We start from the raw sequence: 18,515 nt of genomic DNA on the forward strand, positions 1-18,515 counted from the left end.
GCCGGATTTTCCGGCTTATTTTTTTATTAAGACGCTGATTAAATCTTCTGAATTGTTACGCTTGTTACATTTCCGCTTCCCGTACTTCCCGTTTCTGTCGCCAAAACAGTACAGTTCTGATTCGGAGCTGCCGTAAAACGAACCTGATATCCTGCGGTTGGAATCACAAGCAGTGTTGTATAATTCATAAGTTCACCCACCGAACCTGAAGTTGCCACTGCATTATAATGACTGCCTCGTCCTAAATAATCAGCATCCGGAACCGGTCTTATTCCAATCAGCAATTGAGTTCCTGCCGGAGCATTAACAAAGCTTGCCTGTAAAGTAACCAGATAATTTCCTGCCTGATTGAATGTTAAAACTCCTGTAGTAGTGTTGTAAGAATAATAAGGGGAAGTTGATAGAGGAGTACCGAATAATAAAGTTGTAATAGAGGAATTGGCGTTCTGATTAGCGGTTAGCCTTGCGTGAAATAACGAGTACGCATTGAAATTTATAGTTTTTAAAACACCGTTTGCATCTGCAACAACCACTCTGTCTGTTCCTCCAATGCCAACGTTTGAATTGATGTTTCGAATTCTCGCATTACCTGTTACAATATCTAATTTTTCTGTGGGAGCAACAGTTCCGATACCTAAATTTCCAGATGAAGTAACGGCTACGTCGTTAGATTGCTGTGCAGCAGTCGGCGTTCCCGAGGCTGCATTATCTCTGGCGCCGTCTACATGAAAGGTGGCTTGAGGATTACCCGTATTTATGCCTACTTGTGCGAATGTTGTTCCTGAAAGGGCACAGAATAAGAATAAGCCAACTGACTGAAATAATGATTTTTTCATGATCCTTTTAAATTTGTGAATTTTTTCAAGATCGTCAAAATGTATGCCGTGTTATTTGTGAATTTTAAGCTAAAATATTAAATAAATTATTAATAATTTTTAATAATTTTTAATTTATATGTATTATTTGGCTTTATCTGTTTATTATTGATGATAATTTAAATATAATTGAATATTAATTATTTTATTTAAAGTTAAATTATTTTCACTGTCACAATAATTACAGCCAGAACAATGCAAAATAAAGCGATTAAAAATAAATAATCCGCAATAGTTTCAAATCTGAAAGAACGTCTTTCATGTTTCGATCTTATAGCCAGAAAAGAAAAAAAGCAGCTGAAGGCAAAAAACAGACAGGCAACTCCGGCGAACTCGTCCAAATGCGTACTGTGGCTGATTTTTGATATCTTTAATGAAGTGATAATGACCAGAGAAAACCCCAGAAGATTACTCGATGCATTAAGGATATGAGACGATTTTTTCTCCATCATTTACAAATTTATTCCAAGATAAACACAATTTATTTTATTATCAAATTTTTAAAAAAAATTATTAAAAATTAAAATTAATTTAAAAAGTGTATATTAGCAAAATACTTCAAAATAAAAATATTTAATATTTGGCTATGCAGACAACCTATATTGAAACACAGCAAATTTCCTTTCAAGATTTTAAAAATCAGATACTTGAAGATTACAAATTAGGAAGGATTTCTCGTGAAATGTCCTACTTGGGAAGAAGAGAAGTTCTTACGGGAAAAGCTAAGTTTGGTATTTTTGGGGATGGAAAAGAGCTTCCTCAGCTTGCAATGGCGAAAGTTTTCAGAGATGGAGACTTCCGTTCGGGATATTACAGAGATCAGACCTTTGCATTGGCTGTAAATGCGTTGACTGTTGAAAGTTTTTTTGCACAATTGTATGCAGATACTAGCGTGGAAAGGGAACCTGCTTCAGCCGGAAGACAGATGAACGGTCACTTTGCAACAAGAAGTTTAAATGAAGACGGAAGCTGGAAAGATTTAACGGCTCAGAAAAATATCTCTTCCGACATTTCTCCTACTGCAGGACAAATGCCTAGATTATTAGGATTGGCTCAGGCTTCTAAAATTTATAAAACCGTAAAATTCGAAGGCTCTGAAAAGTTTTCCAGAGAAGGAAATGAGATTGCATTCGGAACAATCGGGGATGCTTCTACAGCGGAAGGTCATTTCTGGGAAACACTGAATGCGGCTTGTGCGCTTCAGGTTCCAATGGTAGTTTCGATCTGGGACGACGGGTACGGAATTTCTGTTCCTACGAAAAACCAGAGAGCAAAAGCCGATATCGCTGAAATGCTGAGCGGTTTCCAGAGAAAAGAAGGAGAAAACCAGGGATGTGAAATCATTCAGGTGAAAGCTTGGGATTATCCTGCACTTTTGGATGCTTATGCTAGAGCAGAACAGTTTGCAAGAGTAGAAAGCGTTCCGGTAGTGGTTCATGTGATTGAAGTTACACAGCCTCAAGGTCACTCCACTTCAGGATCTCACGAAAGATATAAAAATGAAGAGCGTCTGGCTTGGGAATCTCAGTTTGACGGATTGGTAAAATTCAGAGAATGGATTTTAAACTATTCCATCGAAATTGAAGGAAAAGAAGAAGTTCTGGCAACAGCAGAAGAACTTGATGTTATTGATAATGAAGCGAAAAAAACGGTAAAAACAGGTCAGAAACAGGCTTGGGAAAATTACCAGAAAACAATTACAGATTTAATCGGTTCTGTTTTGCCTTTGGTTGAAAATCTTAAAGGTCAGAATGCTGAAATTGAAAATTACATCAGCCAATTCAATAAACTCGTTTCAAAAGCAAAGAAAGATGTTTTCCATTTGGTAAGAAAATCTTTACTGGCAACAAGAGGAACGAATTCTGCGGAAAGAAACCAACTGATGCAGAAATACAACGAGATTTTTGAAGTTGAAAAAGACAATTATTCTTCTCATTTATATTCTCAGTCTCAGTGGAAAGCGGAAAACGTAAAGGAAATTAAGCCCATTTATTCCGACGCTTCTGAAGATGTGGACGGAAGAGTAGTGGTAAGAAACAATTTCGATAAAATATTTGAAAAATATCCTGAAACTTTGGTGTTTGGTGAAGATGCCGGAAATATCGGTGACGTAAACCAGGGACTTGAAGGAATGCAGGAAAAATACGGTGATGTTCGTATTGCCGATACCGGAATCCGTGAAGCAACCATTCTAGGACAGGGAATCGGAATGGCAATGAGAGGTTTAAGACCAATTGCTGAAATCCAGTATCTTGATTATATTCTGTACTGTTTACAGGGAATGAGCGATGATCTGGCAACCGTTCAGTACAGAACAAAAGGCGGTCAGAAATCGCCGGTTATCATCAGAACGAGAGGTCACAGACTGGAAGGAGTCTGGCATTCAGGCTCTCCGATGGCGGGAATTCTGAATCTTTCAAAAGGAATTCTGGTATTGGTTCCGAGAAACTTAACCAAGGCTGCCGGATTCTATAACACCATGCTTCAGAGCGATGATCCGGCTGTAATCGTTGAGTGTTTAAATGGATACAGATTAAAAGAAAAGCAACCGGATAATTTAGGTGAGTTCACTGTTCCAGTCGGAAAAATAGAGGTGACAAAAGAAGGAAAAGATGTTACGTTGGTTACTTACGGTTCTACGTGGAGAATTGTAATGGAGGCAGCAGAAGAACTTGAAAAATTAGGGATTTCTGCGGAAGTGATTGATGTTCAGTCATTAATTCCTTTCGATTTAACAAATGAAATCGCTGAATCTGTAAAGAAAACAAACCGATTGGTTGTGATTGATGAAGATGTGGAAGGCGGAACTTCAGCGTTTATCCTTCAGCAGATTCTAGAAAAACAAAAAGCGTTCAGATTCTTAGATTCTGATCCGTTAACGATCTCCGCAAACGATCACAGACCTGCGTATGCAAGTGACGGAGATTATTTCAGCAAACCTTCTGCGGATGATATGGTTGAAAAAATCTATGCAATGTTTAACGAAACAAATCCTCAGAAATATCCTGCGATATTTTAATTGGGATTTTAAATAAATCTTGAAACCGCTTTCTTTTTGAGAGCGGTTTTTTTGTTATTATTTAATAAGATTTAAATTTATTTATTTTAAAATGAAGGAATTGGATATTAAAAATAAAATTCTTAAGTTTGATATATGAAAAATAATATTAAGAAATCTTTATTAGGCAGAAGAGATTTGTCGACAGGAAGAGTTGCTGTTAGTAGTGCTCTTGGGAGGATATTGCTTCACAGTAAAACAGACTCTACTAATATTATTTCTGCTATTAGAGCTGCTGCTAAAGATGGAGTATCTGAAAAGATCAATTTAGAGCAACCAATTACGAAAGAAGAATTAGAAACTTCGAAATAGTGGATATTGCATTAAGTGGAATTATCCTTTTGATTCTTATTCTTCCTGGGATCTCATTTGCTAAAGGGTTCTATTCTGGAGAATTTTCTAATCAATACACTACAAGTGATTTTTATAATTTATTGATAAATACTCTTTTCCCAAGTCTTATTCTTTATTTATTATCTTATCCTATAATATACCTTTTTAGTTATGACTTTAAGTTTGATATTCTTTTAGGTTTAGTATCTTCAAATGATGATATAATAAAATTATCAATTGAAACGATTGAGAAAAATAAAATTGCTATTATAATTTATCAAATTCTGATTAATACTATCGGATATTTAATTGGTAATAGATTAAAAAAATATGTTTTATCAGAGTCTTTAGATACGAGCTATGATATTTTAAAATACAAAAATATTTGGCATTATATTATTACTGCAAGATTACTAAATTTTGAAAAAAATTCTCACATTTTACAGAATGATACTGTAGAGGATGTTGACTTTACTCATATTGATGCATTAGTAAATGTTAATGATCAAACATTTATTTATAAAGGAGTTCTCGCTGATTATCAGTTAGCTAAAGATGGTGGTTTAGATTTACTTATAGTCACAAACGCACAAAGGAAACTTATTTCAGATTCAAGTAGTTCATATAAGGATATAAAAGGGAATTATATTATACTCAAATATTCAGATTTAATAAATTTAAATTTGACATTTATCCAATTAGATGAAACGTTTGATAGTTCTGGAAATTTAATTTCTGTTGTAGCAAGAACTATACAATAAAAAAGGCCATCAAACAACCGTCTTCTGAACTTTCTTCCCTTCCAAAATCATTTTGCAATCCTTCTCTTTCTCCGGATCATACACATGATATTTCGTTTCCCATTCTTCCAATTGATACAAAATCGGCAGTAGCGCCAATCCTTTTTCTGTGAGTGAATACTCAACTCTTGGAGGAATTTCTTTAAACTCTTCACGAATTACCAATCCGTCCGATTCCATTTCTCTCAACTGATCGGTCAGAACTTTTCTGGAGATCACATTGATTCTTGCTGCCAATTCTCCGAAACGCAGTTTACGGTCTTTAATCACCAATACAATGATCGGTTTCCACTTGCTACCCAGAGCAGACATTGCTTTTCCCAAAGGACAGCTGTATTGCATCAATTCGTTCTTTTTCATAAAGGTGTATTTCTAATTTTTATTCGTATTGTTGAACACGAAGTTCACAAGGATTTCTATCTTCTAACTGTCTTAAGCTTCACAAAGGCGCTTTGCTTATAAGAGTTTACAAAGGATTTAAGCTTATATACCTTATGCATTTTTATGAATAAACTTTACAATAAAGCATACGCTTATCTTGTGTTCCTTTTTACTCTGTCGAATCTTCGGTTTATGGTTAAATAAAAATTAAAATCCAATCTGCTTGCAAAATCTCGTCTGTTACTTTAAAGTTACTAATGTAAGTTACTGCAAAGTTACTACTTTTTTCAATCCAAAAGATACAAATATGAACTATTATTAGTTACTTTGTGTAACAATTATAAAATAATAAGTTAAAGATGAGCACAGAATCATTATTTAAACCTTTTAAATACAAAAATTTAGAACTAAAAAATAGAATCGTAATGGCTCCCATGACGAGAGCACAATCCGATAACGGAGTTCCTACGCAGCAAATTGCAGATTATTACGCAAGAAGAGCGGCTTCGGAAGTGGGATTGATTCTTTCTGAAGGAACGGTCATTAACAGACCTGCTTCAAAAAACTTACAGAATATCCCGGATTTTTACGGAACAGAAGCATTGAACGGATGGAAAAATGTAATCGATGCAGTTCATGAAAACGGAGGAAAAATGGGACCACAAATCTGGCACGTCGGAGACACAAGAATGTCAGAAGATTATCCTTCAGTTGAGATGGAAAAAGCTTCTACAATGACGTTGGAAGATATTCAGGATACAATTGCTCAGTTTGCCGCTTCTGCAAAATCTGCGAAAGATCTGGGATTCGATGTGTTGGAAATTCATGGAGCGCATGGTTATCTTATCGACCAGTTTTTCTGGGATGTAACCAATACAAGAGCCGATGAGTATGGTGGTAAAACGCTGAAAGAGAGAAGCAGATTTGCGGTTGATGTGGTTAAAGCGATCAGAGCGGCGGTTGGTGAAGATTTCACGATTATTATTCGTCTTTCTCAATGGAAACAGCAGGATTATTCTGCAAAACTTGCGAATACACCGGAAGAAATGGAAGAGTGGTTATTGCCATTGAAAGAAGCGGGAGTTGATATTTTCCACTGCTCTCAAAGACGTTTCTGGGAAGCAGAATTCGAAGGTTCTGATCTTAATTTCGCAGGATGGGCAAAGAAAATTACCGGACAGCCAACCATTACTGTAGGTTCTGTAGGTCTTGAAGGAGATTTTATGGCGGCTTTCGGAGGGCAGGGAACTGAAAAAGCAGATTTAACGGAGCTTACGAAAAGACTGGAAAGAGGAGATTTCGATCTGGTTGCGGTTGGTCGTGCACTTTTACAGGATCCTGAATGGGTAAAGAAAGTAAAAGAAGGAAAAATGGACGAACTTCAGGATTTCAAAGCCGAAAGCATGGCAACACTTTATTAAAAGTCAAAAGTCAATGGTGAATTGCTTTGCTGCCAGTTTTTATTAAACCATTCATTAACCAGCAAAGCGAATTAACTATTCACTTTCTACATAATTTTACCTATCAATTATTTTAAACGAAACCGCTTCAGGAGAGATTCTGAAGCGGTTTTTTCTTTTAAATATTCTAAAGATTTAAAATAACGTTAATTTCAGACACCTGAATTTACATTTAATTAGGACATCCGAAAGTAACGGAAACACATTTCCAGTATCCCGGAATTCCATTTTTTGGTGGATAATAACACTCAACAGTGTTTGCTGGACATTCCGGAGCATTTCCTCCGTTGATTTTTTTCAAATCAGATTTTGATAATTTTTTTAGATTTTTCATAGGAATAATTTTGTTCGTTACCAAATATAATATTTCTCCACTAAATGAAAAAATAAAACAACCCTAAAAAAATGAATCTACTTTTTCCAATTCACCTTTAAGAAATTAAGCCTGATTAAAAGAAAATTACCGAGACATTTAAACAAGCAAAGCTAACTTAACATTCTTAACTCCTTACTGTAAAACCTTAATGGTTTAAATAAAAAGCTATTCTAAAAACTAAAATAACTTTTCGATATTTTTAGCATTAAGATTTCATATTTAATTAAGAAAAATCAATATGAATTTGAAAGCTTTAATCAGCTAATTGCAATACTTTATTACTTTTTTAAATGTAAAGAATAAACAAAATAAAACCGTTCCCAAAAAAGAGAACGGTTTTTAACAGATTTAAATATCTAAAATTGTCATCAATAATGACAAAAGTGATCACATTTAGAGACCAATACTTTTTGTTGGTTTCAGTTGCTTTTTAATTGACTTTGGAAGCGCATCCTTATGAACCAGAATTGCTGTCGATTTGTATTCTACATAAGGTCTTGTTACATAAATATACCCTTCAAAATCATTCGTTACACCCCAGGAATTTTTCACCATATAATATTCTTTCCCCGACTGATCTTTTGCCAGTCCTACGATGTGCATTCCGTGGTCGTCAGTCGTAGAAAGATTATTCAAAGCCTTCTGACGCATATCTTCAGTAATCGTTTTGTCTTTTTTAGGTTCTGTGAATAAAGTTCCTTTATTTTCTTTTGTGATTTGGTCAAGATCCATGTCCGGAACATAAGCAACCCCGTTTTTATAAGAGAAATAAGGCTCAGAAACATCCGTTGCCCAACCTACAGAATATCCTTTGTTTACAGCATTGTCTATAATTGCCGTTAAATCTTTCATCGGTACATTCCAGTCAGAATCATGGCTCCAGTTATCAGGAATCGGAACTACAAATTTCTGGTAATACGGATAATCCTTATAAGAAGAAAGTTCTACATAATCTTCCGGATTGATTCCTACAACCTCTTTCGCAAAAGTTTGTGGCGTATAAGATTTTCCTTCATATGTAAAGTTGGCAGGAACTTTTCCAAGATATTCATCCAGAATGGCATCAACGGAAGACATCCAGTTGTCCGTCAGTTTTCCTTTAGAACCAGCCTGAACCAAGCTGTCCAGAACAGGCTTCAATTTTCCCTGCATTTCAGAGAAATTATTCAAACTCTGCCCCTGCTTCAAACCTGTGTAAACATCCTGTGGAACCGCTCCGTATTTTTTATACATATTAATCACGTCGTGCAGTTCTCCGCCGTCTCCCCAACTGATCGCGCCGTTATTCAGAACGTATAATTTGGCTTTATCGTGGTAAGAATTTCTTGCAGTGTATATCTCCGCCAGATCAACAGGTTTTTTGCCCATTCTCTGCATCTCAGATTCAAGGAAAGAGTTTCCCGAATAGCTCCAGCAGGTTCCCGAAGATCCCTGATTTTTTACCGAAGTTGCACCCACATCTTTCAGCGTGGTAAACTGGAAATTAGCATTCTGGGATTGGTTGTTTTTTAACTTGTTGATTAAGTCATCCTGTGCAAACATCATACTTCCTGCAGACAAAACAAAAAGTAATGACACAAATTTTGAATTTTTCATTACTAAAAAGATTATTTATACGAATAGTCGTTCCTGTTAAAGATTTGTTACAAAGGCAAAGGTTAAATCGAATCTTCGGTTTTCCGATGAAAAAGTTTTTTATCAGGAGCTGTTTCGCGCTTTCGCTACTCGATTTTTTGAGGTTTCGGCGGCGGCAAAGCCGCCGCCGAAAACCCAAAAAGAGCTCAGACAGACCGCTCAATCACGGCTAAGGCAGAAGTCCTTCATTTCAACATTTGTAAACACCATTAAAATTTGTCATCCTGAAATCTGACCACAGTTTTTCTACTACATTTGGATAATTGCGATATCATAAACTTTGTGAAAATAATTTAAAAAAAATAAAAAAAGAAAATATTTCAAAAATGTGAAGTATGGACTTGATTTACAGGTGCTTTCGTTCTTAAATTTATTTGCCGCCTTCACTGAAATTTATTATTTTTTCAAAAAAGTTGATGATGTTTCCAACCTTTTTGAAATTTTATGCATCTATGTAGATATAAAGCCTGATTATGGAACGAGAGTTACTATTAGAATGTCAACGGAACGACCGCAATGCGCAGCGGAAAGTCTACGAAAGGATGGCGGGAAAACTGTATACTGTCTGCAAACGGTATCTGAAAAACGATGAAGATATAGAAGAAGTTTTGGCAGACGCTTTTTATAAGATTTTTACAAAAATAAACCAGCTTCATAATCCCGAGATTTTTGAAGCGTGGGCGAAAAAGATTGCAGTAAATGAGTGCCTGCAAAAAATAAGATCCACTAAAGAACTGCATATTTCTTTAGAAGACAATCATGCCGTTTCTACAGATTCTGCACTGGAAAATGTATCGTTTGAAAAAGATATTTTAAGTCTTTTAAACTTTCTCCCGGAAGGCTGCAGAGCCATTTTCAACCTTTTTGCCATTGAAGGATACCCTCACAAAGAGATTGCAGCCATGCTTTCAATCAGTGAAGGAACCTCAAAATCCCAGCTCAATTTTGCCAGAAAAAGACTTCAGGAACTTTTGATTCATCAAAACATTTAAACTTTTACAACAATGGAAAACAATTCAATAGATAAAACATTCAACGAGGCTTCTAAAACACTGGAAGAACCTGCGACTTTTCCTGGGTTTGATAAAGTTTGGGCAAAAGTGGAAGAAAAATTAGACAGAAAAGAAGAAAAAAAGAGTAAAATAGTTCCGATATGGTTTCCTTACGGAGTTGCTGCAAGTTTATTAATCGGATCTGCGATCTTTTACTTTTCCAATAAAAAAGAACATACGGAAGTAACCCAACAAATTATTGCAAAAAATATAATTTCCGAAAACAAACCTTCTGTTGCTGTTTCAGAACATATTCAAAAAATGGACAGTACCATAAAGGTGAATATTCAAAAGGAAACTTTACCCTCTGTAACGATGGCTGCTGAAGCTCCAGCTTATATGATTGTAACGCCACTTCCGGTAATTTCTTCCGTTCCGGCAGCTTCTCCAGCACATGACGAAACACCTGAAATTCCTGAAAAAATCGATAAAATAATTCAGGAGGTTCCAAAAAATCAAAATACAGAAGTGGTAATTGCGATGGGAATTAAAAAAGAGAAAGCTTCAATGGTGAATTCTCTGGATTCATCTTCATCACTGAAAAAGAAACTCACCGATCTTAATGCTGTTGCAGATACCGCAGAAGCAGTCTATTCTACCAATCCGTATGATCTGAAAGAATCTTCTCAGGAACCTGAAATTCTGGCGTACAATAAAGGATATCTTCAGGCAAAACAGTCTGTTGCAGGAAATTATCAGGGCTTGGCGAATAAGATAGGGAACAAAGAAGCAGTAAACTCAATTCGTGGATCAGCTTCAGGCGTGAATATCAATTCAATTTCGGGAAGACAGGGTTCCGGAAAAGTGGATATCTCGATCAGTTGTGAAGGTTCATCCAAAACCAATAACAGTCCGCTGTTCGTTATCAACGGAAAGGCAACAGACTCTGAAATTTTCAAGAGAATTGATCCCAAAAAAATAGAATCCATCCGTGTATTTAAAGGAGAAGCAGCGATTTCTCTTTTCGGAAACCAAGCTGCCAACGGAGCCATTCTGGTGGAAACAAAAGACATTTCCCGAAAAGAAAAAAGAATGCTGAAAAGACTGCTTAAAAAAGAAAAACTGCTGAAAAAGTAGCTCTCTAAACCTCCAAAACTAATATTCATTCAATATAAATCTGAAAAAAGAAATTTCTTCGGAGGTTTCTTTTTTCGCCTTTTAATCAACAAAAATACCATGAAGAAGTTGTATTGTCTGCTTCCGCTGCTTGCGGTTAACTGCCTCTTCGCGCAGAATTCTCAACGGTATTATTCCGGAATATTTTTAAACGAAAAAGAAAAGCCACAGAATTTTTTAAAGGTTCTGAACAAAAACAGCGGAGTTTATGAACTTACCGATGAAAAAGGTTTTGCCATCATCGCTGCAAAAGATTACGATACTTTGGTTTGGAACAACGGTAAAAACAAAGCGGTTGTATACGGAACCCGTGAGCTGAAAACTATTTTGGAAAACCAGATAGAGAAAAGAAGTGTTCAAAATATTCAGAATAATACGTACGACAGCTTGGTTTCAAAAGAGCGGAAAAATGAATTTAGTATAGAAAACTCAGGACAAAACCTGAAAGTTAATTTGTTTGATTATTATTCTATCAGAAACCTAAAAGAAATCGATAAGAATCTCATCAGTTTAAAAGGACGAACCCGGAAATTTTTGTTTTTAAACGGAAGTTTTACCACTTCAGCGGAAGTAAAAAGCAGAAATTCTGTTCCGAAAACCCAGAATCAATATGTTCAGGGAAGATCTGAAAACGGAGAACTGGTTTGGAAAGGTCCCGAAACCAATGAAATGTTCAGTTTCGGACCGGATATTTCGACTTTGCAGTTGGATAATCAGCCTTATGAATATGATCAGAACGGAAAACTCATTCCTCTCATAAATGGAAATTCTCCTGCGAAAGCTTATGATAACGACATTTTTAAAACAACAGTTGGGTACAATAATCAATTGAGGCTGAATCTTTTTTTCAAAAATCATCAGTACTCTTATGATGAAAAATTTCGGATTTCGCTGGATCTCGGACAGCAGAAAGATCAGATGTATTTCATGGATCAGTACAGTATTCTGAATTCTTTTAAAACCAAACTAAGTTCGAAAATTTTAAAATTTAATATAAATGCGGCTTTTATATATGAAGAAAATAAAGCGACAAATTCCAACAGGATTGGGTTGTTCAACAGAGTTTATCAGAATTCTTTACTTACGCCGGTTTCTTTTTCCAATGCTCAGAAGATTTTTCTTACCGATGGTTCCCAGAGAAGCTACAGCAAGTTTGCAGACAATCCTGAATTTTTATTTTATGATGATAATCAATACAATTCAAGAGATAAAAGAAGACAGTTCAACTTCGGAATTTCGCGGGACTGGTATCGTTTTAAACTAAATGTCACACAATCTTATGAAAACGATTTTTTCCTGAATCTGGATCGTTATAAACCTTGGACGTATGGTTTTCCCGAAGGTCTGCGAAATGGGAGAAAGCAAAACAATAAACTCTATAATTCCAGTATTTCAGGAGAATATTCGATAAATGAATATCGTTGGAACCATCGTTTTAATCTCAATTTTATTGTCAATAACAACAGATCGGAGATTGATAATACTTTGAACAGTAAAAACCACATCTATCAGAGAACTTCGCAGGATTATATCTTTGAATACGGATTAAATTATGATGGCTACGGGGATTTTGAAATGGGACTGAATGCAGGAAATTCTTTCTACATATCAAATACTTCGCTTAAAAATAATTATTTTCTTCCTAAAGTGGGTGCATATTTTACTTTTAAAGAAATATTCAACTGGAGAAATATCAATTTTAAAATTTTAGGAGCCTACACTCAGCTAAGCTCGGAGCCGGAAATCACAAAATCGTATGCTTCTTACGCAACCACTTTGCTGAATGCGCAGAATTCCAATCAGTATTTCCCGGTTCAGGAAGTAGAAACCTTTAAAAATCTGTCGAATATTGATTCCAAAGAATGGAAAACGGGTTTCAGGCTGACTTCAAGATATAATTTAGGCATTGAAGCAGAATATTTTCAACGGAAAATCAGCAATGATATTTTTCCGGTTTTTGAAAATGGCAATTTAAAACTGAAAAACCTTGCAGATCATACGTACCGCGGACTGGAAGTGAATTTCTTTTTTGATAATGTTTATTTGGGTTCAGATTTCAGGATGAGCCAGAAAGCTTCATTTTTTAAGTACAGAGATATTGTGGATCGGGTAAATTCGGGATATCATAATACAGCGGTTTCAGGTTTTAAAGACATTTACAAAACATTGTTGGAAGGTGAAGTTCTGGGAGCGGTTGTAGGAAGTTATTTCGAAAGAAATAACAACGGAGCGTTGATTATTGATGAATTCGGTTATCCAAAAAAAGCGGACGGATCTAAAATAATTGCAGATCCCACACCGGATTTCGTCGTTAAATTCAATCATAATTTCACCTATAAAATGCTCACTTTAGACATCAACTGGGAATGGAAAAAAGGCGGACAGGTCTGGAACGGAACTCAGGCTGTTCTCGATTATTACGGACGTTCCCAGACTTCCGGAGATGACAGAAATATTAAAAATTATGTTTTTCAGGGAGTAAATTCCGGAGGAAATCCCAATCAGATTCCTGTTGATTTTTACGATCCCAATCAGGACGTTTCTAAAAACCGATGGACGAGATACGGATATTTGGGCGTTGCGGAAGACTATGTTCAGAAAGCAGATTATGTGAGAATTAATGCGGTTTCTCTAACAGCAAAATTCGATGTCGGGCAATTTAAAAAAGGGTTGGGAATTACGTTCTATGTGAATAATATCCTTCTTTGGCAGGCGAATCGTGGCGTAGATTCCAATCAGAATTTCTACGATTCGGAAAACGGAAGAGGACTGGATTTTTTCAATCTTCCGTCGTTTAAAACTTTTGGCTGTATGGTTTCATTTCAATTTTAAGGTATGAATTTCAAGGTTACAACATTTATTTTAGGATTATTTTTTCTGGTTTTTGCTTCTCTTTCAAAAGCTCAGGAACCGTTTAAAAATTTCGAAAAAGAAAAAACGTACATCCAGACTAACCATGTTTTTTATAAACCCGGTGAGGAAATGTACTTTAAAATTTACACGGTAAAGGCAGAAAATAATCTTCCCGCCGATCAGAGCAAAGCCGTCAATTTTGAATTGACTGATCCAAGCGGAACGGTCGTAAAAAAAGCAAAATACGAAATTACAAATGGCTATTCGGAAGGCTATTTTTATTTTAACAGCGACATGAAGGGCGGAATATACAAATTGCGCGCTTTCACCAACTGGATGCAGAATGAAGACGGAAAAAATGCTTTCGAGAAAGAAATTACCCTCCAAAAAATTGTTTCGCCAAGAATTCTGATGAAACTGGAGTTTCCCAAAAAAGGATATGGAGCAGGAGATGAGGTTCTTGCCGATTTTTCGATGAGAAGTCTCAGCAATCTTCCTATTCCTTTTTATGAAGGAGATTACACGGTAATGCATAACGGTGAAAAGATTTCAGAGGGTAAGCTGACAACGGATAAAGAAGGGAAAAATCAACTGAAATTCAGACTTCCGGCTGTTTTAAAATCTTCCGATGCGCTGTTAACCATTAAAATCAATTTCGATGGTTTTACAGAATCCATTTCAAGAAATATTCCGATGGTACTGAATAAGCTTGACGTGAAATTCATGCCGGAAGGCGGAACTTTCATTAATGGAATTGAACAGAATATTGCCTATAAAATTCTGGATGAAATTGAAAAACCAGTCGATGCCACATTGGAAATTTTTAATCAAAATCATCAGAAAATTACTGAAACTACAACGTATAATTTCGGAATGGGAAATTTTATTTTAACCCCTCAAAAAGGTGAAAATTATTATGCAAAAGTTTTGAAACCTGAAAATATTTCAGGCGTTTATCCGCTTCCGATGGCAAAAGATGAAGGGATTGTTTTCAATATCAATAAAGAAAATCAGAAGATTGTTTTTAAAATCCAATCAGCAGATGAAAAAGATGTTATTCTCAAAGGAAATTTCCGGGAGAAAGAAATGTACAGCAAAATCATTTCATTAAAAACAGGATTGAATGAATTAGAACTTCCGGAAAATGAACTTCCGATCGGTATTTGTAGATTTACGGTGTTTGAAGGTGATATTCCTTTGGCAGAACGCATTGTCTTTACGAATGAAAACAAACAGATGAATGTGAAAGTAAAACCGGTAAAACAAAATTATCTTCCGAGAGAAAAAGTGATCCTGAATATCGAAACCACAGACGAAAATAACAAACCAATTCCCGCAAATCTGGCTCTGAGCGTTGTGGATGATAAACTCTGGACGTATGCAGACGATAAGCAGAATCATATTCTTTCGTGGCTGCTGATGGATTCTGAGCTGAAAGGAAAAATTGAAAGACCACAGTTTTATTTCGATAAAAAAGAAGAAAAAAGAACCAAAAGCCTCGATTTGGTGATGCTTACCAACGGTTACCGATATTTTGAAATGACTCCCGAAGTTATCAAAAACAGAAAATACAAATATCTTCCCGAAAAGAAAAATCCCATCTACGGAATTGTAGAAGATGAAAAAGGAAATCCTGTAAAAGCCGATGTGTATTTCCTTGAGGACGGTAAAATCTTAAAACAGACGACCTCAGAAAACGGCTTGTTTTATTTTTATGATCTCAACAGAAATTATTCCAGTAAGCTGATTGCGAAATCTGTAGAGCCAAAACAGCAGGTGAAAATCCGGATTTTATCTTACAGACTGGCAATAAATCCTTTGGCTGCAAAATCTCTGAATAATATTAATGTAGAAGAAATTGTAAAAGAAACCGTAAAAGAAGAAGGTAAAATAAAACTGCGTGAAGAGGCTGAAAAGGAAATTCCGAAAACGGCTTCCACAGAAAGAACAAAATCTTCCTCCGAAAGCAAACGTTCCCGATCGGTTTCAAGAAGAAGAATGATAAGTGATACCATAAGATCTCAAAATATAGAAGAGGTTGTAGTGGTAGGTTTCTCGCAAAGTTCTTTAAAGGATAAAACAACTGCAGCAGTTGTTTCTGTTCAAAAGGATGAACTGCAGAATCCGAATATTATTTCTTCTTTGGCTGGAAAAGTTTCAGGACTTGTTATTACTCCCACCAATCAGCCGGGAGGTGATCTCAATGTGCAGATCCGGGGAAATGCTTCTGTTGCCAATAAAAATCCGCTGTATGTTGTGGATGGAGTTCCTGTAGAAAATTTTAAAACAGTCATCAATCCGAGTGATATCAACAGTGTAACAATTTTAAAAGATGCCGCTGCAACTGCCATTTATGGGAATAGAGGTGCAAATGGTGTGATCGTCATTAATTCTTTGAAGAACTTTCGCACTCAGATAAAATTTGACGTAACCCCGAAATCATATTATGCATTGGTGAATATTCCCAATGACAGTCTGGTTTCGTACGAATACACAAGAAATTTTTCTTATCCTGTCTACAAAACGACAAACACTTCTTACAGACACGATTATCGCGAAACTCTGTATTGGAATCCTGTAGTGGAAACAGGGAAAAACGGAAAAGCACAGGTTGAATTTTATAATTCCGATGCCAGTTCTACTTTCAGAATCATGACAGAAGGAATTTCCTCTTCAGGTTTAATCGGGCGTGATGAAACAACTTATGCGGCTCAAAGTCTGATTTCCATAGATGCGAAACTTCCGCAATATCTTACAAGAACAGATCAGATGATGATTCCGGTGGTGGTTAAAAACAATTCTCCGGAAACCAAAAAGATAATGATGGACGTTATTGTTCCGAATCGTGTGAATGTGGTACAATCAGATAGCGCGATTACCTTGAAACCTTTGGAATCGGGCAGATTATTTGTGAAAATCCAGACCAATGAAGTGGTGGAATCAAATATTCAGTTTACCGTAAGATCAGAAGATTTCAGAGAAACTATGATCCTTCCTTTTAAAGTTGACGAAAAAGGATTTCCGCACCGCTATTCAGTCATCAATAACAAAACAGAAGACCTCAAAATTGATATTCCGGATTATATTGAAGGCAGTTTCTTCTCGTCCTATTATGTGTATGAAAACAATGCATTGCAGATGTTTGAAAATATGGAACGCCTGAAAAGAGAACCTTACGGATGTTTTGAGCAGCTTTCTTCAACGGTTTATCCAAATATTTTCATTCTGGATTATTTAAAACAGATTAAAAGAATTACACCGGAAACCGAAAGTCTGGTCATCAGAAATATGAAAAAAGGATATCAGAAAATGCTGAGCTATAAAAACCGCGACGGCGGATTCACTTACTTCGGATCTTCGGAATCGGATGTTGCACTTTCTGCTTTTGCATTGCTTGAATTTAGAGATCTGAAAAAATATGTGAATATTGAACCTAAAATCATTCAGGATCTTACGTCTTTTATTTTATCTAAAAAAAATCAGAACGGAATGTTTGAAGTAAGAAGAAACTATGAAAAAAACAGTCCGTATTCTGAATTTGCGTGGTCGAGAAATATGTATGTTTTGTATGCGCTGTCTAAAACCGGGATCAGAAATCTGGATGATGTCTACGAAATTAATCTGAAACGTGCTTTGGCGACAAAAGATGCATATCAGTTGGCTTTAATGGCAAATATTTCTTCCGATCTGGGCAAAAATCAGCAGTATAAAGACTTGATAGCAATTTTAAATAATCAGTTTGAAGGGAAAAGTTTAAAAACAAAAACCACTTTTACAGGTTCCGGAGGATTTTCTGCAAATGCGGAAACGTTATCACTTTATCTGATGGCTTTGCAGAAAGATAAGCATTTGAGCCAGTTAAAAATTGCTGAAGTTGCAGATCATTTAATCAATTTCAATGGGTATTACGGCTTCGGTTCCACTCAGGCAACGACTTTGGCTTTGGAAGCATTATCAGAATTTTTCGCCAAAAATGAAAGATTATATGGCACGGAAAAACCTTTGATAAAAATAAACGGAGCTGAAATCGGGGTTAATAATTCGGTGGGTTCTGCTTTTAAAAACGGAGAAAATACAATCAGCGTCAATTATCCTACACAAAGAGGACTTCCTTATAAACTGGATTACGAATATTACACGTTAAAAGCTCCAAAAAGTGCAGAAATTCCTTTAATTATGAACACAAAATTAAAATCTGAAACAGCAAAAACAGGAGAGACAGACCGAATGATAATTACCATTCAGAATAAAATAAACAATCAGCTTCCAATGGTGACCGCGAAAATCGGAATTCCGTCAGGATTAACTTTACAGAATGCCTTGCTGAAAGATCTTCTGGATAAAAAACAGGTTTCCTATTACGAAATTTTTGATAATTATCTGGTTCTGTATTGGGAACATTTTGATGCCAACGAAATAAAAACCATCAATCTGGATCTTAAAGTGGAATTTGCAGGAGAATATACAGGAAAAGCAAGCAACGCATACCTTTATTATATGCCGGAAGCAAAATTTTGGAATGAAGGGATAAAAGTCAGAATTCAGCCTTAAAGTTTGTTTTAAAATTGTTGAATTT

At 35.8% G+C, this 18,515-nt stretch carries 13 protein-coding genes; 8 read left to right on the top strand and 5 right to left on the bottom strand.

Annotated features, from left to right (window positions below):
- Positions 1 to 38: 38 nt before the first annotated feature.
- Both AC52CF_RS07000 and AC52CF_RS07005 read right to left on the bottom strand, forming a co-directional pair.
- Positions 39 to 836 (bottom strand): hypothetical protein, encoded by a 798-nt coding sequence (locus AC52CF_RS07000; protein ID WP_214590250.1) that lies wholly within the window; start codon positions 834 to 836, stop codon positions 39 to 41.
- A gap of 194 nt (positions 837 to 1,030) precedes the next feature.
- Positions 1,031 to 1,327, bottom strand: coding sequence for a hypothetical protein (locus AC52CF_RS07005; RefSeq protein ID WP_228427557.1), 297 nt, complete (start codon positions 1,325 to 1,327; stop codon positions 1,031 to 1,033).
- Between the two features lie 134 nt (positions 1,328 to 1,461).
- On the opposite strand from AC52CF_RS07005, the gene AC52CF_RS07010 reads away from it, so the two are divergent.
- The 3 genes from AC52CF_RS07010 (at position 1,462) to AC52CF_RS07020 (ending at position 5,027) form a co-directional block, all read left to right on the top strand.
- Entirely contained in the window at positions 1,462 to 3,894 is a 2,433-nt protein-coding gene (locus tag AC52CF_RS07010) for an alpha-ketoacid dehydrogenase subunit alpha/beta (protein ID WP_496517983.1), read from the top strand.
- A gap of 135 nt (positions 3,895 to 4,029) precedes the next feature.
- Positions 4,030 to 4,245 carry a hypothetical protein gene (locus tag AC52CF_RS07015; protein ID WP_496517984.1) on the top strand — a complete coding sequence of 72 codons (216 nt, stop codon included), beginning with the start codon at positions 4,030 to 4,032 and terminating at the stop codon, positions 4,243 to 4,245.
- Positions 4,245 to 5,027, top strand: a complete 783-nt coding sequence (locus AC52CF_RS07020) for a hypothetical protein (RefSeq protein WP_496517985.1) — start codon at positions 4,245 to 4,247, stop codon at positions 5,025 to 5,027. Before AC52CF_RS07015 ends, AC52CF_RS07020 begins: the two co-directional genes overlap by 1 nt.
- A gap of 9 nt (positions 5,028 to 5,036) precedes the next feature.
- Here AC52CF_RS07020 and AC52CF_RS07025 read toward each other — a convergent pair whose 3' ends face one another.
- A complete protein-coding gene (locus AC52CF_RS07025; protein WP_116099935.1) occupies positions 5,037 to 5,426 on the bottom strand; it encodes a winged helix-turn-helix transcriptional regulator in 390 nt (129 codons plus the stop codon).
- A 380-nt stretch (positions 5,427 to 5,806) separates the two neighbouring features.
- On the opposite strand from AC52CF_RS07025, the gene AC52CF_RS07030 reads away from it, so the two are divergent.
- Positions 5,807 to 6,868: an NADH:flavin oxidoreductase gene (locus AC52CF_RS07030; RefSeq protein ID WP_496517986.1), complete on the top strand. Its 1,062-nt coding sequence runs from the start codon at positions 5,807 to 5,809 to the stop codon at positions 6,866 to 6,868.
- A gap of 211 nt (positions 6,869 to 7,079) precedes the next feature.
- Here the strand turns inward: AC52CF_RS07030 and AC52CF_RS07035 are convergent, their stop codons facing one another.
- A complete protein-coding gene (locus AC52CF_RS07035) occupies positions 7,080 to 7,241 on the bottom strand; it encodes a bacteriocin-like protein (protein ID WP_496517987.1) in 162 nt (53 codons plus the stop codon).
- 435 nt (positions 7,242 to 7,676) lie between these two features.
- On the bottom strand, positions 7,677 to 8,879 hold the full coding sequence (locus AC52CF_RS07040; RefSeq protein WP_496517988.1) for a C1 family peptidase: 1,203 nt from the start codon (positions 8,877 to 8,879) through the stop codon (positions 7,677 to 7,679).
- A 512-nt stretch (positions 8,880 to 9,391) separates the two neighbouring features.
- Here AC52CF_RS07040 and AC52CF_RS07045 point away from each other — a divergent pair.
- From AC52CF_RS07045 to AC52CF_RS07060, 4 genes are all read left to right on the top strand, one after another.
- The gene (locus tag AC52CF_RS07045; RefSeq protein WP_336732372.1) at positions 9,392 to 9,910 is read left to right on the top strand and encodes an RNA polymerase sigma factor; all 519 of its coding nucleotides are present in this window, start codon (positions 9,392 to 9,394) and stop codon (positions 9,908 to 9,910) included.
- A 12-nt stretch (positions 9,911 to 9,922) separates the two neighbouring features.
- Positions 9,923 to 11,047 carry a TonB-dependent receptor plug domain-containing protein gene (locus AC52CF_RS07050; protein WP_496517989.1) on the top strand — a complete coding sequence of 375 codons (1,125 nt, stop codon included), beginning with the start codon at positions 9,923 to 9,925 and terminating at the stop codon, positions 11,045 to 11,047.
- 99 nt (positions 11,048 to 11,146) lie between these two features.
- Complete coding sequence (locus AC52CF_RS07055) at positions 11,147 to 13,918, top strand: TonB-dependent receptor (protein WP_496517990.1); 2,772 nt, start codon at positions 11,147 to 11,149, stop codon at positions 13,916 to 13,918.
- Between the two features lie 3 nt (positions 13,919 to 13,921).
- Positions 13,922 to 18,490, top strand: coding sequence for a TonB-dependent receptor plug domain-containing protein (locus tag AC52CF_RS07060; protein ID WP_496517991.1), 4,569 nt, complete (start codon positions 13,922 to 13,924; stop codon positions 18,488 to 18,490).
- The last annotated feature ends 25 nt before the right edge of the window (positions 18,491 to 18,515 follow it).

It is taken from the genome of Chryseobacterium sp. 2P, from assembly GCF_059579425.1.

Excerpts from the sequence above, each read along its gene's own strand:
- AC52CF_RS07055 (WP_496517990.1), top strand. The coding sequence starts at position 11,147 with ATGAAGAAGTTGTATTGTCTGCTTCCGCTGCTTGCGGTTAACTGCCTC.
- AC52CF_RS07035 (WP_496517987.1), bottom strand. The coding sequence starts at position 7,241 with ATGAAAAATCTAAAAAAATTATCAAAATCTGATTTGAAAAAAATCAAC.
- AC52CF_RS07050 (WP_496517989.1), top strand. The coding sequence starts at position 9,923 with ATGGAAAACAATTCAATAGATAAAACATTCAACGAGGCTTCTAAAACA.
- AC52CF_RS07030 (WP_496517986.1), top strand. The coding sequence starts at position 5,807 with ATGAGCACAGAATCATTATTTAAACCTTTTAAATACAAAAATTTAGAA.
- AC52CF_RS07045 (WP_336732372.1), top strand. The coding sequence starts at position 9,392 with ATGGAACGAGAGTTACTATTAGAATGTCAACGGAACGACCGCAATGCG.
- AC52CF_RS07005 (WP_228427557.1), bottom strand. The coding sequence starts at position 1,327 with ATGATGGAGAAAAAATCGTCTCATATCCTTAATGCATCGAGTAATCTT.
- AC52CF_RS07000 (WP_214590250.1), bottom strand. The coding sequence starts at position 836 with ATGAAAAAATCATTATTTCAGTCAGTTGGCTTATTCTTATTCTGTGCC.
- AC52CF_RS07015 (WP_496517984.1), top strand. The coding sequence starts at position 4,030 with ATGAAAAATAATATTAAGAAATCTTTATTAGGCAGAAGAGATTTGTCG.
- AC52CF_RS07040 (WP_496517988.1), bottom strand. The coding sequence starts at position 8,879 with ATGAAAAATTCAAAATTTGTGTCATTACTTTTTGTTTTGTCTGCAGGA.
- AC52CF_RS07010 (WP_496517983.1), top strand. The coding sequence starts at position 1,462 with ATGCAGACAACCTATATTGAAACACAGCAAATTTCCTTTCAAGATTTT.
- AC52CF_RS07060 (WP_496517991.1), top strand. The coding sequence starts at position 13,922 with ATGAATTTCAAGGTTACAACATTTATTTTAGGATTATTTTTTCTGGTT.
- AC52CF_RS07025 (WP_116099935.1), bottom strand. The coding sequence starts at position 5,426 with ATGAAAAAGAACGAATTGATGCAATACAGCTGTCCTTTGGGAAAAGCA.